The following is a 13751-nucleotide window of genomic DNA, read 5'->3' as shown; positions in this document are numbered from 1 at the left end:
TTCTCGAAACTGAAGCGTTTCAGGCGCGTTGCTACGCGCTACGAAAAAACCGCACGAAATTACTTCGCTGTCGTCGCTATCGCCGCAACTCTGCTCTGGCTAAGATAACTGTCCACGCGACCTAGCCGATGAGAACCGCTTATGAATGAGGCATGCCCGCCCCGGATCGACGGCAATGCCGCGGCCGCGCTGATCGAACCGTTGACGGAGCTGGTGATCCGGGCCGGCGAGGCCATCCTCGCGGTCAATCGCAGCGCCATGAAGGTTGAGGGCAAGAGCGACGGCTCGCCGGTGACCGAGGCCGATCTCGCAGCCGACCGCATCATTGCCGAGGGCTTGGCGCGGCTTGCGCCAAACGTGCCGTCGCTCTCCGAGGAGCGCACGCGTCTGGCAAGGCCGCCGTACAAAGACAGCTTCTTCCTGGTCGATCCGCTCGACGGCACCAAGGAATTCGTCGCCGGCCGCAACGAGTTCACAGTCAACCTCGCCCTGGTGACCGAAGGGACGCCGCTGCTTGGCATCGTCGGGGCCCCGGCCCTGGGCGTGATCTGGCGCGGCACTGTCGGCCGCGGCGCCGAGCGGCTGATCGTTCGCGATGGCGCGCCACCGGTTGTCGAGCCGATTCGCACCCGCCCTCACCCGCCGCGCGGAACCCCCTGGACCGTGGCGGTCAGCCGCTCCCATGGCGATGCGCGCACGGAGGCCTTTATCGCCGGGCGGGGCGGCGCGGTGCGGGCCGAACTCGGCTCCGCGGTGAAGTTCGGACGGGTGGCCGAAAGCCAGGTCGATATCTATCCCCGCCTTGCGCCGACCTCCGAATGGGACGTCGCGGCCGGCCATGCCGTGGTCACCGCCGCCGGCGGCAAGATCACGGATTCGCAGGGAGCGGCGCTGCGCTTCGGCCTGCGGGATGATTTTATCGTGCCGGAATTCATTGCCTGGGGCGATCCCGCCGCTGCGCCTTAGCCGTCTTGTCGAGGACGCTACTGCGCCAGCGTCTGCTCCAGCTCCGGCCAGCGGGCGGTGGCGTCTTTCAGGAAGCGTCCGGGATCGGCGACAAAGGCGTCCCGGTTGTCCTCCCGGCCGAACAGATAGAGCCGCTGCCCGGCCACCGCCCAGAATCGTGGATTGCCGGCATAGGTGACGCCGCGGCCGAGATCGACCGGGTCGTAGCCGCCGAATTGCGGACCGTAGATTTCCGGATGGGCGACAAAGGAGGCGCGGTTGCCTTCATTGCGGAAGCGCCAGACCGCGCCTGCCTGCGCAGCCTCAAAGTCCGGCAAGCCCTCAAGGGCAGCGGCATCGGTAAAATATGCCACCGGGTCGAATCCCTCGATGGCGAGGCCGGAATAGTGATTGACCACCACCCGCTCGGTTGTAGCGGCCCGGACTGCCGAATCAATGCCGATCAAAGCTAAAAGGCCGACGGCGAAGCTGAAAAAGGCTATTCCGGGGCGTCGGCGGTATATTTCCTGCCGTTGTACCGTCATAGTTGATATCGATAACATTGGAGTCGAGGGGACACTGGGCGCAAGCTAGAGCCGACCTTGTTGGCGTCAGGTTAAGGCGGCGACCAGAATTTCGATCGCAGGGGTTCTTTATGAGTTTCGCATCACGCTTTGCCGCGGCAGCGCTCGCTGCGCTGATGTGCTGGATTGCGCCGGTTGCCGCCCAGCAGGCCCCGCCGCAATACCCGCCGCCGCAACGTGAGCCCAGTCCGAGCACCTATGGGCCGGACGAACTGGTTGCCGCCGGCCACAAATTCTTCGGTAACGTCTCGCGCGGGCTTGCCTCCGTCATCGAACGTGCGGTCAGCCAGTGGGGCCTGCCCAATGGCTACGTGCTCGGCGAAGAAGGCTCCGGCGCTTTCGTCGCCGGCCTGCGCTATGGGGAAGGCACGCTCTACACCAAGAATGCGGGCGACCTGCGGGTCTATTGGCAGGGGCCCTCGGTCGGCTTCGACTGGGGCGGCGATGGCGCCCGCACCATGACGCTGGTCTACAACCTGCCCTCCACGCAAGCGATCTACCAGCGCTTCGTCGGCATCGACGGCTCGGCCTATATCGTCGGCGGTTTCGGCATGACCGCGCTGACGGCCAACAATATCGTACTGGTGCCGATCCGTTCCGGCATCGGGCTCAGGCTTGGCGCCAATGTCGGCTACCTGAAATATACCCCGCGTGCGACCTGGAACCCGTTCTGACCCCGCCGTTAACGCCTTGACGTGAATCCCTCACTGCGGACAGGCATTTGGCTGGCGCTTTGCCGGCCGCCCGTGGCATTGTGATTAACGATTTATTATCGCGGGAGTAACCCATTCATGGTCGAACCGATCATGTATCTGGCGATCGGTTTTCTGGTCTCGATGCTGTGCGGTCTGATGATCGTGCCGCTGGTGCATAACCGGGCGGTGCGGCTGACGACCCGGCGTATCGAGGCCGCAACCCCGCTGTCGATGGCCGAGATCCAGGCGGACAAGGACCAGTTGCGCGCGGAATTCGCGATGTCGGCGAGGCGGCTGGAGATGAGCGTCGAGCAGCTCAAGAGCAAGACCACGAGCCAGTTGGCCGAACTCGGCAAAAAGACCGACGCGATCAACCGCATGAAGATCGAGCTCGGCGAGAAGAACGCCGCCATCTTCGCCCTCGAGGCGCGCGAAAAGGCGATGAAGGATCAGTCCCGCGCCACCGAAGAGGAGTTCGGCGCCAAGACCGAGCAGTTGCGCGCCGCCGAGCAGGCGCTGGCGAACAAGCAGAACGAGCTCGGCAAGATCAATGCCGACCTGAACGACCGCTCGATGGCGGCGGATAGCCGCCAGATCGAGCTGATCTCCGTCCGCACCCAGATCGAGGAATTGAAGGACCGGGTCAGCGACGCTGAAAGAGACTTCGCCGCCACCCAGGCCCGCCTGGCCGAGGAACGCAGCGCATCTGAGGCCGCGACCCGCGAGCTCGCGGACGCGCGGAGCCGGGCCGAGAGTCTGAACCAGCGCGTCACCGACCTCGACCGTCAATTGAGCGTCCAGGTCAATGAAGCTCAGATACTCGGCAACCGCGTCAACCAGCTGGAGGGGCGGCTTGCGACCCAGGGCAAGCTCTTGGCCGAACGGGAATTCGAGAACAACCAGCTCCGGCAGGCCAATGAGGCAGCCGAGCGCACCGTGAAGGAACTGCGCGCGGCGATGAATGGCGGCAAATCGCCCGCCCTCGAGAAGCTGAAAAGCGAGAAGGCCACTCTGGAAGAACAGCTCCGCATCGCCCGCGACGAGCGGTCAAAGCTGCAGCGCGACATCAACGCGATCCAGGAGCAGGCGGAGAACTCCTGGGCGACCGAGCGCATGGAGAACGCGCTGCTGCGCGAGCGCATCAACGACATTGCCGCCGAAGTAGCAAAGCTAGCGATCCAGCTCGAAGGGCCGGATTCGCCGATCGAGGCCATGCTGGCCGCAGAGCCGGCGGTACCGGCCAAGGGGGGACCGAAGGGGGGACCGAAAGCCGCCAATGGCGTGCCCGCCGCAAGCGGCCTGCCCGAAGGCGGCGGAACGCTCGCCGAACGCATCCGGGCGCTGCAATCCCACGCTTCCCGCGCCCGCCAGCAGGGAGCATGACGCTCTTTGGCGGTTTGGGGTCGGCTTTGGCTTGACACCCCGCCCCTGCCCTTCGTAAATCGCGGGCTCCGGCCGGAAGGCCGTTTCCGATCGGATGCCGTTTTCGGCTTCCGGTCGCGCCGAGATCCCGGACGCATAGCTCAGCGGGAGAGCGTTCCCTTCACACGGGAGAGGTCCAAGGTTCGATCCCTTGTGCGTCCACCATTAATTCCATAGATTCAATGACTTAGCGGCTTAACTTTCTGACGGGTACCCAAAAAGAGCTAGGGCACAATAGGGGCACGTCGGTATGAGTTCAGCCGACGGGCAGTTCGGGAAAGATTTTGTCAAGCGTGATCGGAAAGTCGCGGACACGCACACCGGTAGCGTTATAGATCGCGTTTGCGACTGCAGCTCCCGCACCACAGTTGCCGAGCTCGCCGATGCCCTTGGCGCCCAGCGGATTGCCCTTGTCGTCCTCCTCGGGAAGGAAGACGGCTTCGACGCTTGGAATATCGGCATGCACGGGAACGTGGTACTCGGCGAGATCGTGGTTGACGAAATGGCCATGGCGAGGATCGAGCACGGTCTGTTCCATCAGCGCCGCCCCAACGCCCCAGATCATGCCGCCGATCATTTGCGAGCGCGCCGTCTTCGGATTGAGGATGCGCCCGGCGGCGAAGACGCCAAGCATGCGCCGCAGCCGTGGTTCGCCCGTGTCGATATCGACCGCGACCTCGGCAAAATGCGCGCCGAACGCATGCTGGGAATAGGTGCGATAGGTTTCGCCGCGGGCCGCAGAACCCTCGGCCATTAATCCGTCCGGCGCGATCCGGGCCAGAAGATTGCCGAGGCTCTCCGAGCGTGAGCCGAGGCGGAGTTTGCCCCCCTCAAAACGAGCTTCCGAAATGTTCGCGCCACGCAAGGGTGAACGCTCATGCGATGCGGCTGCCGAGGCGATCTGTTCCCGGAGTATCAGGCAGGCATTGTGGACCGCCGTGCTCGAACTCGAGGCACCCCACGAGCCGCCCGAACCGGCCGTGCGTGGCAGACGGCTGTCGCCGAGCTCGACCTTGACGACCGAGAGCGGCACGCCCAGCCGCTCGGCCGCTACTTGCGCCAGGATCGTATAGGTGCCGGTGCCGATATCGGTCATGTCAGCCTGCACCGTGACCTGGCCCCGCGCATCGATGGCGACACGCGCCGAGCCCGGCCCGAGATAATTGGCGCGGATCGCGGCTGCCATGCCATAGCCGATCAGCTTGCGGCCTTCCCGACGGCTACCTGGCTTCACCGGGCGGTCGCGCCAGCCGAAGCGCTCGGCCCCATCGCGCATGCACGCGATCAGGTTTCGGCTGGAGAAGGGCACGTTGCGCTCCGGATCGAGCTCCGGCTCATTGCGGATGCGCAAGTCGATCGGATCGAGGCCGAGCTGTTCGGCAAGTTCGTCCATTGCGCATTCAAGCGCGAGCAGGCCAGATGCTTCGCCGGGTGCCCGCATCCATTCTCCACGATTGGTGTCGAGACGTACGAGGCGGTGCGTCGTACGGCGGTTCGCCGCGGCATAGAGCGCGCGCGTCGGCACCGCGCTCTGCTCAGCGAACTCCTCGAAACGGGATGTCGAGGCGGTGACATCATGCCCGATCACGGTCAGGCGGCCATCGCGGTCCGCGCCGAGCCTGATCCGCTGGCTCATTGCCGGGCGATGGCCGGCATTGGCGAACATTTGCTGTCGCGTCAGAGCGACCTTAACCGGCCGGCCAACAACGCGCGCGGCCAGTGCGGCGCAGACCGTCTCGGCATGAACGATCAGCTTGGAACCGAAGCCGCCGCCGATGAAGGGGCTGATGACCCGGACATTCTGCGGCGAGATGCGCAGCGTATTGGCCAAGCCGGCCTGGATATTCGCCAGCGTCTGCGCCGAAGTATGGACGGTCAGCCGGTCCCCATCCCACTCGGCGATGGCCGCATGCGGTTCCATCGGATTATGGCTCTCGAACGGCGTCGCATAAACGGCGTCGAGCTTGGCCGGCGCGTCGGCGAAAGCGCGGTCGAAGTCGCCAAGTGTCGAGTCCGTGGGGAAGCCGGCATTGGTACGTTCGGGCCGGTAGATTTCGGCATTCGGCGCTGCGGGGTCGAACGCGCCCGGTTCGCTCGCATAGCGCAGCCTGATCAGCCCCGCTGCCCCTCGCGCTTCCTCGAAGGTCTCGGCGACGACCAGCGCGACCGGCTCATCATGATAGCGGATACCCTCGCTCGCCAGCACCGGGCGGGCCCGCGTGAACACCTCCGGCACAGTTGGCGTGACAGCCGGACCGAAGGCCGATTGGCTCGGTGCGTTCCTGTGCGTCATCACCAGGATGACACCAGGCGCGCGCTCGGCGTCGCCGGTATCGATCTCGACGATACGTCCCTTGGCGATGCTCGCACCAAGGATGTAGCCAAAGGCCGGCGCGCGATCGAGCCTGTGCTCGTAGGCGTAGCGCGCCCTCCCCGTAACCTTGAGCGCTCCGTCGATACGGTCCACGGGCTGGCCGATCGGCGCGGCAGCGCCGGGGCGCGATGTCGCCTGAACGATGTAATCTTGAGCCATCGTCTTATGCCTCAAACGTCTTGGACGGTTTCAGCGAGCGTCCGGCGCAGCGTGCGCCGCGCCAGCTCGATCTTGAAGGCGGCATGGCCTTCGGCGCGCGCACCGGAAAGGGCCGCATCGGCGGCCGCAGCGCAGGTCTCTTCACCCGCGGGCTGTCCGGCAAGAGCCCGCTCGCCTTCGGCAGAGCGCCATGGCTTGGGCGCAACGCCGCCCATTGCGATGCGCGCGCCACGGATGCGTCCGGCGGCGACGTCGACAATTGCCGCGACCGAGACCAGAGCGAAAGCGTAGGAGGCGCGGTCGCGGACCTTGCGGTAGAGCTGCCGACCCGGCGGCGGTGGCGGCAAGATCACAGCGGTAATCATCTCGCCAGCGGCAAGCGTGGTCTCGATGTGCGGCGTCGTTCCCGGCAGGCGGTGCAGTTCTCGAAGCGGAAAGACCCGTGTGCGGCCGTCGGAGCGTATCGTCTCGACGCGCGCATCGAGCGCCGTCATGGCCACCGCCATATCCGACGGGTGGACGGCCATGCAGGCCTCGCTGGCGCCAAGGATCGCGTGAAGCCGGTTGAAGCCGCCGAGCGCGCTGCAGCCCGAGCCGGGATTGCGCTTGTTGCAGGGCATGCCGCGTTCAAAGAAGTACGGGCAGCGCGTACGCTGCAGCAGGTTGCCGGCGGTGCTGGCCTTGTTGCGCAACTGGGCGGAGGCACCCGAAAGGAGCGCCTGCGAAAGCAGCGGATAGCGGGTTCTCACCCGCATGTCGGCCGCGAGTTCGCTATTGGGAACCTGTGCCCCGATACGCAGGCCGCCTTCCGGCGTCTCCTCGATCAAGCGCAGTGGCAGGCGGCTGATATCGACGAGATGTATCGGCTGCTCGATCTCCAGCTTCATCAGATCGATGAGATTGGTGCCGCCGGCGATGAATTTGATACCGGGACGCGCGGCCACCGCGGCGGCCGCCTCGCGCACGCCAGATGCGCGCTCATAGGTGAACGGCTTCATCGTTCAGGTCCTCTCGGCGACATCGCGAATGGCCGCGACGATGTTGGGATAGGCGGCGCAACGGCAGAGATTGCCGCTCATGCGCTCGCGAATTTCGGCATCGCTCAGCGTGGTCTGTGCAACGAGATCGTCCGTGACATGGCTCGGCCAGCCGTCCTTGGCTTCGTTCAGCATGCCGACGGCCGAGCAGATCTGGCCCGGCGTGCAATAGCCGCACTGGAAGCCGTCGCGCGCGATGAACGCGGCCTGCATCGGATGCAGCACCTCGCCTTGCGCCAACCCTTCGATTGTCGTGATCTCGTCGCCTTGATGCATGACCGCGAGCGTCAAGCACGAGTTGATCCGCCTGCCGTTGATCAGGACCGTACAGGCGCCGCACTGACCGTGGTCGCAGCCTTTTTTGGACCCCATCAGACCAAGCTGATGGCGCAGCGCATCCAGCAACGTGGTGCGCGCATCGAGTTCGACTGAAGTCTGGCTGGCGTTGATGATCAGACTTACGGGGATTCTCGTCGTTCCGGCTGCAGGCTCGACAAGACTGCTAGACTGAGCAAACGCCGGCACAGCGTCGGCGATCCCAACAGCGAGCAGCGCCGTCGCTGCCGCGGCCCCCTGAATCACGGTCCTTCGTGTCGGCCCGTCATCGGTCGGGCGTCGGTCCTTGCAGTCGGCCATGTCGAGCTCGCTCCCTTGCGCGTCCGGTGCTTGCTCGGCGCAAGATAGGCGCGCCGCTTCGGGCGTTCTTTCACGATTCCGGCGCTCTTGCAGGATTCAGGAAAAAAGCTGTTGCCGGTAGGCTCGGGGCGTCATGCCTCGCTCGCGTTTGAATGCCGTGGTGAAATGGCTCTGGCTGGAGAAGCCTAGTCTCGCCGCTATCAGCGCAAGTTCGTGGTCGGAATCCGCAAGAAGGTGCTCAGCGCGGCGAATCCGCCGCGCGATCACAAAGGCATAGGGAGCCATTCCGGTTGCCGTCCTGAAGCGGCGCGCGAAGGAATCGATCTCCATGTCTGCGATCGCCGCGAGATCGCTCAGCCTGATTTCCCCGCCGAGGTGCTCCTCGACATACTCCTCAATCCTGCGGAGCGTCGCCTTGCCGAGCGCGCCATGTGCACTTGGACGGGGTTTGCCTCCGTCGAGCGCCATGACCCGATGCATCGCAATGGCGGCGAGATGTTCGACATAAGCAGTGTCCGGCTTGCTGCCGAATGCAACGTCGTTATGCAGCGCCGTCAACAGCGCGGTGATAACCGCATCGGCGCGATTGACCAATATTGGTAACGTCTCCGCCGAACGCTCGCATCCGAACCGAGCGTGATCGAGCCAAAGGGCGGAGTAGACGAGATCCGGCTCGCAATAACTGCCGAAGCGCTCGACACCTGCGGGGATGAAAGAGAGCGCGCCCGGCCTGTCTCGGCCGTCATAGACGAGTTCGCCGGAGCACGAAATCCGCGTTCGCGCGGTCTTGCCTGTATGAGTCAGCACGATCAGATGCGAAGGCGCTGTCCAGGTTAATTCTGCTTCCCGGCAGGACCAGCGGCGGTGGTCGAAGACGATTGCGCCATCAAGCCATGAACACGTATCCGGTGACTCCGATCCAATCTCATCTGTGATCCGGAGGTCCCCCTCTCCCATCATCGGGGTCAAAGCCATGGCATGTACCTTTCCTTGATCAACTCAATTCGCTTGACCTCATCGAAACGGCCGAAGTGAATTCGGTCACTTCCGCATACGAATTTGAGATCTCGCTCGGACGTCAAACAGTCGCCCTCCGTCACGAGGCGTGAAATAGCTGTGCTATTTGCGCCATACGTCAGATCAAGGGGCGTCGTCGAGGTAGACGCATTCCGCAACACGAAGACGAGCAGCCAGCTTATCCGAAATGCGGATCTGCAAGAAAACGGTCCCTCCCGTGTGGCATAGTCTTCATCGCTCTCGGCTGATGAGCCCCTCGAGCTTTCGGGAACTACCCTGCGAGAAACAGCATCGATCGCATCGCACATACAGCGCTCCTGCCTCGTTGAACAGGCGCACGATGGGGTCCGGTTGTCGCAGAACTTTGCCGACCGCTATCGGCAATTGTCGCAATCTGTCTCAGGAACGCTGCACTGCATAGTTCGCGACAAGTTGGAGCCGTCGTTGGCTGATGCTTCTGTCCGCTCCTCTTCAATCACCTTGCTTTCAATGCGGCTTCGCGGAACTGCATCAAGCCCTAAGCCATACGACTTTGCGACAAAGTGGCTCACTGGGACCGGATTCTGCGACTGCTTGTACTTAAAACGGGTTCAACCCTGCGCGACCGATACATTCTGTTACACTTTTCCGGTGGGTTGAACGCTGGACTTCGGTATGATGTGGAACGGAGCAACTGGATGGACTCGGCACCGCACATCGCCGTCGTGGATGATCATCGCGACATCCGCGATCTGGTCGGCAAATACTTGATGCAACATGGCTACCGCATCAGCCTTGCGGAGAGCGCCGCTGCACTTCGCCGTCTGCTCGAACGAAGTGCCTTTGACCTGGTGGTTCTCGACGTCATGATGCCGGGTGAGGACGGATTGTCTCTCTGCCGCCATCTCCGCAGCACCACGGACCTTCCCGTTATCCTGTTGACTGCCATGGTGGAGCAGACCGATCGGATCGTCGGCCTCGAAATGGGCGCCGATGACTACGTGTGCAAGCCGTTCAATCCCCGCGAACTCCTCGCCCGTATCAAAGCAGTGCTTCGCCGCGTCCAAAGCCTGCCGCCGCAGAAAGGCCGGCTCGCGACCAAGATCGTACGTTTCGATCGGTGGACCTTTGACGTCAGCCGGCGCGAGTTGGTAGGACAGGATGGCGTTGCTGTGCCGCTCAGCACGGCGGAGTTCCGCCTCTTATGTGCCTTTCTCGATCATCCCGGGCTGGTACTGAGCCGCAATCAACTCCTCGACCTGACGGTCGGCAGAGATGCCGATCCGTTCGACCGGAGCATTGACAATCAGGTCAGTCGTTTGCGGAAGAAGATCGAGGCCGATCCGAAGGTGCCGGCCGTGATCAAGACTCACTGGGGCGGCGGATACAGTCTGGTCGCACAGGTCGAACAGCCATGATGCGCTTATGGAAGCGCAGCCTGGCGGCCCGCTTCATCTGTTTCACGCTGCTGTCGCTGATGCTGTCGCAAGCGATCGTGTTCTTCATTTCCTGGGATGAGCATGGGCAGGCGATCCGGAAGGCCGCCAAGGGCGAGATATTCAGCCGGTGCGCCTCGCTTGCCCGGGTCTTGGAGGCGACGCCTCCAGCGCTTCAGTCCGATATCCTGAACGCCAGCAACACCAGTTCAGCAAGATATTGGATATCGGCCAACGGCCTGAAGGATGCCCCCGCCTGGCGAGAGGAGGCGTGGGAGCGTTTGGCCCAGCCGTTGCCGCGCGTATCCTTTCCCGGCCACAGCGCGCCCGTCGAGGCGAGACCGGATTTCGTCCGAAATTCGGCCAGCAGTAGCAGCGCCACCTCCTCGCAATGGATCGATCTCAAGCCGGGAGCTTGGCCGCTGTCCCGGCCAGCGAAATTTCTCTATCTCGATGACAGCACCGGCATGGGTTTGGCCGTTCAATTGGCGGACGGCGCATGGCTGAACACTGCATTTGCCAAACCTGCGCAAGACGGCTTCTGGACCTCCCAATCCACGGTGACGCTCGGCCTGTCGGCGTTGTTGTTGTCGATCATTGCCGTATTCGCCGCGCGCGGCATCGCGCAACCGTTGCGTCGCCTGGCCGTGGCGGCCGAAGCCCTTGGCCGCGGTCAGGAGATCGTACCGCTGCCGGAGACCGGCCCCGACGATATCCGGCGTACGGCCGAGGCATTCAATCGCATGCAGGCACGCCTGCATCGTTTCGTCGACGATCGAACCAGAATGCTGGCCGCCATCGGCCATGATCTGCGCACACCTCTGACCTCACTCCGTTTGCGTGCAGAATTCGTGCCTGATCAGGAAGTGCGGGAGAAAATGCTCTCCACGATTACAGAGATCCAGACGATGACGGAGGCAACCCTCGCATTCGCCCGCGAGGATGCGACCGCAGAAGCCACACGTACGGTGGACCTCTCCGCTCTCGTGGAAAGTCTTTGCGACGATCTCGCCGAACTCGGCTACGATGTTTCGTTCTCGGAGGGGGCGAAGATCAGCTATAGCTGCCGACCGGACGCGCTGCGCCGCGCGTGCCGCAACCTTGTCGAAAATGCCATCCGTTATGGCGAGCGGGCGCGGGTCAGCGTGGAGAGGCGAGCAGACAGCATCGAAATCATCGTCTCGGATGATGGACCCGGTATTCCGGACAGCGCCAAGGAGCAGGTTTTTACGCCTTTCTTTCGGATGGAGAATTCGCGGAATCGCGAAACTGGAGGCGTCGGTCTTGGTCTTTCTATTGCGCGGACCATAGTCCGCCACCATGGCGGAGATATCACATTGATCAACCAGCAGAAGGGACTGCGCGCGGCCATTAGCCTGCCACCGCTGGATAGCGGACCTCCTCCCAATAGCGGACCTCCTCCCATCGGGGTCCGGGTCACGGTCGCAGGAGTGAAGGACAATATCAACGCTCTCGAACCGGCAACCCGCAGCGTTTCCACTTGAGCATACCATCGAGATAATGCCTTGCCACAATACGCTGTTTGAAATTTGATCCAGAATATTGATCAAGGTCCGGTGCACGACAGCGGGCTGATTCCGACCGTCGGTTGTGCGCGGACGCATTCTCGCTGAATGCCGCCAAGCGACATGCCTTTGACAGGTCCAGGGAGAGGTCAAAATGAAAACGCTAACGAGTGGAGCGACGCGTCTTGCACTAGCACTGCTGCTTACAATCGGAGCAACGCTGATGTGTGCCGCAAAGACATTCGTCTATGTGTCGAACGCGCAGGACGGCAACATCGATGCCTACACCATGGACACGAGCACCGGCTCGCTCACGCCGATCGGAAAGGCCGAGGCCGGCAAGCTGGTCATGCCAATGGCAGTGAGCCCGGACAAGAAGCACCTCTATGCCGTGGTACGCTCGCAGCCGCCGCACGTATTGACCTACTCCATTGATCCGGCAGCCGGTGTGATCACGCAGAAGGCATCGGCGCCGCTTCCCGACAGCATGCCTTATGTCTCGACCGATCGCACCGGGCGCTACCTGTTCACCGCCTCTTATGGCGGCGACAAACTCGCCGTGAGCCCGATCGACGAGAATGGGCTGGTCGAGGCCGAAGCGATTCAAGTGATCCCCACCGGCCGCAATGCGCATTCGATCTTGCCCGATCGCAGCAACAAATTCGTGTACGCGGCCACGCTCGGCGCCAATCAGGTGTTGCAATTTACTTTCGACAACAACACCGGCAAGCTCACGCCCAACGTCCCGGCGGCGGTCAGTCCGGGGCCGGGTCACGGCCCCCGCCACATGGCGTTGTCGCCCGACAACAAGAACCTCTATGTGCTCAACGAATTGTCGGGGCACGTCACGCAATATGCGGTCGATTCCGGCAAGGGGACGTTGACCCTCGTCGAGAGCATTAGCTCGGTGCCGGCGGATGCCGGCCTCGCTTGGGGTACGCCGCAGGCGCCCGTCGGCGCTGCACCGACGCCCGGCTCAGCGCTGCCGAAGGACGAGAAGCCGAAAGTCTGGGCTGCTGACATCCAAATCACGCCCAACGGCAAGTTTCTGTATTCGACCGAACGTACCACCAGCAAGATCGCCTTGTTCACCGTGGCACCCGGAACCGGCAGGCTCGCCTACGTCGCCAATTTCGCGACCGAGGCGCAGCCGCGCGGCATTGGGATCGATCCGAGCGGCCAGTACCTCGTCGCGTCGGGTGAAAAGTCGGATCACCTTTCGGTCTACAAGATCGACCAGAGCACGGGCAAACTCGGCGAGCCTAGTCGCTATCCAGTGGGAAGTGGAGCGAACTGGGTCGAGATTGTCGACGTGCAGTGAGCGTACTCGCTTTTTTGGGCTCTGTTCCGCGGAGATCGTGCGTTGCGCCTCCGCGATTGCTCTTGTTCTACTCCCCAATGATGGCCATCGACGTGAGCCAGGATGGCTTTAATAGGATTGCGTTGGCGACCATCAGCCATGGGCTCGCTGTCGCTCAAGTACACAAAGACCTCAGCTCCGGCGGCGGGGCGCCCTTCCCCTCGAGCATGCCCAGCGCTAGCGCGGCCTCCACCCGCACGCTCGGATCCTGATCGCCCGCTAGCTGTCGGAGGGGGAGGAGGGCTTGTTCGATCCCCGGGAAGGCCGGACCGAGGCGACCGAGGTGCCAGGCCGCCAGGCTACGGACGAAGGCAAGCTCGTTGCCCAACTCCGCGATGAGGACGGTGACCGACTCTCCACCCGATGGCGCCACCCGGGCCAGGGCCGCCGCCGCCCAGACGCGCACGAACGCAACCGGGTCCTGGAGGGCCGCGGCGAGGTCGGACATAGCCTCGGTTGCCGCGGGGCCGATCTCGCCCAGGGCATATGCGCCGAGGCGGCGCTGGAGCGGATCGGTGCTCGAAAGCTCCCTCGCCCAGTCTGGAACGGAAGTCCCTAGGTAAGCGAACTGCGCGCTCATG

The 13751-nt window shown here is 63.4% G+C and carries 12 protein-coding genes, 1 tRNA gene and 1 pseudogene; 8 read left to right on the top strand and 6 right to left on the bottom strand.

All coding sequences use genetic code 11. From position 1 onward, the window contains the following. A pseudogene (locus ACZYOF_RS28290) lies at window positions 1-108 on the top strand (IS5/IS1182 family transposase); the annotation flags it as partial. 33 nt (window positions 109-141) lie between these two features. Further along, on the top strand, window positions 142-966 hold the full coding sequence (gene cysQ, locus ACZYOF_RS28285; protein ID WP_463717847.1) for a 3'(2'),5'-bisphosphate nucleotidase CysQ: 825 nt from the start codon (window positions 142-144) through the stop codon (window positions 964-966). 17 nt (window positions 967-983) lie between these two features. Here cysQ and ACZYOF_RS28280 read toward each other — a convergent pair whose 3' ends face one another. After that, complete coding sequence (locus tag ACZYOF_RS28280) at window positions 984-1508, bottom strand: YHS domain-containing (seleno)protein (RefSeq protein WP_207234686.1); 525 nt, start codon at window positions 1506-1508, stop codon at window positions 984-986. Window positions 1509-1600: 92 nt separating this feature from the next. On the opposite strand from ACZYOF_RS28280, the gene ACZYOF_RS28275 reads away from it, so the two are divergent. The 3 genes from ACZYOF_RS28275 to ACZYOF_RS28265 all read left to right on the top strand — a co-directional run bounded on the left by ACZYOF_RS28275 (window position 1601) and on the right by ACZYOF_RS28265 (window position 3811). Further along, window positions 1601-2203 (top strand): DUF1134 domain-containing protein, encoded by a 603-nt coding sequence (locus ACZYOF_RS28275; protein WP_130584020.1) that lies wholly within the window; start codon window positions 1601-1603, stop codon window positions 2201-2203. A 117-nt stretch (window positions 2204-2320) separates the two neighbouring features. Then, window positions 2321-3607 carry a hypothetical protein gene (locus ACZYOF_RS28270; RefSeq protein WP_463717846.1) on the top strand — a complete coding sequence of 429 codons (1287 nt, stop codon included), beginning with the start codon at window positions 2321-2323 and terminating at the stop codon, window positions 3605-3607. Between the two features lie 129 nt (window positions 3608-3736). Beyond that, window positions 3737-3811: transfer RNA gene (locus ACZYOF_RS28265), tRNA-Val, on the top strand. Between the two features lie 91 nt (window positions 3812-3902). Here ACZYOF_RS28265 and ACZYOF_RS28260 read toward each other — a convergent pair. From ACZYOF_RS28260 to ACZYOF_RS28245, 4 genes are all read right to left on the bottom strand, one after another. Further along, window positions 3903-6179, bottom strand: coding sequence for a molybdopterin cofactor-binding domain-containing protein (locus tag ACZYOF_RS28260; protein WP_463717845.1), 2277 nt, complete (start codon window positions 6177-6179; stop codon window positions 3903-3905). 11 nt (window positions 6180-6190) lie between these two features. Further along, on the bottom strand, window positions 6191-7177 hold the full coding sequence (locus ACZYOF_RS28255) for an FAD binding domain-containing protein (protein ID WP_463717844.1): 987 nt from the start codon (window positions 7175-7177) through the stop codon (window positions 6191-6193). 3 nt (window positions 7178-7180) lie between these two features. Further along, on the bottom strand, window positions 7181-7852 hold the full coding sequence (locus tag ACZYOF_RS28250; protein WP_463717843.1) for a 2Fe-2S iron-sulfur cluster-binding protein: 672 nt from the start codon (window positions 7850-7852) through the stop codon (window positions 7181-7183). 96 nt (window positions 7853-7948) lie between these two features. Beyond that, complete coding sequence (locus tag ACZYOF_RS28245; protein WP_463717842.1) at window positions 7949-8659, bottom strand: helix-turn-helix domain-containing protein; 711 nt, start codon at window positions 8657-8659, stop codon at window positions 7949-7951. Between the two features lie 887 nt (window positions 8660-9546). On the opposite strand from ACZYOF_RS28245, the gene ACZYOF_RS28240 reads away from it, so the two are divergent. The 3 genes from ACZYOF_RS28240 (at window position 9547) to ACZYOF_RS28230 (ending at window position 13131) form a co-directional block, all read left to right on the top strand. Continuing rightward, on the top strand, window positions 9547-10266 hold the full coding sequence (locus tag ACZYOF_RS28240; protein ID WP_463717841.1) for a response regulator: 720 nt from the start codon (window positions 9547-9549) through the stop codon (window positions 10264-10266). Then, window positions 10263-11789: a sensor histidine kinase gene (locus ACZYOF_RS28235; protein WP_463717840.1), complete on the top strand. Its 1527-nt coding sequence runs from the start codon at window positions 10263-10265 to the stop codon at window positions 11787-11789. Before ACZYOF_RS28240 ends, ACZYOF_RS28235 begins: the two co-directional genes overlap by 4 nt. Window positions 11790-11964: 175 nt before the next feature. After that, the gene (locus ACZYOF_RS28230; RefSeq protein ID WP_130578055.1) at window positions 11965-13131 is read left to right on the top strand and encodes a lactonase family protein; all 1167 of its coding nucleotides are present in this window, start codon (window positions 11965-11967) and stop codon (window positions 13129-13131) included. A gap of 154 nt (window positions 13132-13285) precedes the next feature. Here the strand turns inward: ACZYOF_RS28230 and ACZYOF_RS28225 are convergent, their stop codons facing one another. Then, window positions 13286-13750, bottom strand: a complete 465-nt coding sequence (locus tag ACZYOF_RS28225) for a HEAT repeat domain-containing protein (protein WP_463717839.1) — start codon at window positions 13748-13750, stop codon at window positions 13286-13288. Window position 13751: the final 1 nt, after the last annotated feature.

This window comes from Bradyrhizobium sp. LeoA1Lang (assembly GCF_055413685.1).
The sequence above is the reverse complement of the archived record's forward strand: the minus strand, read 5'-3'. Positions and strand labels throughout refer to the sequence as shown.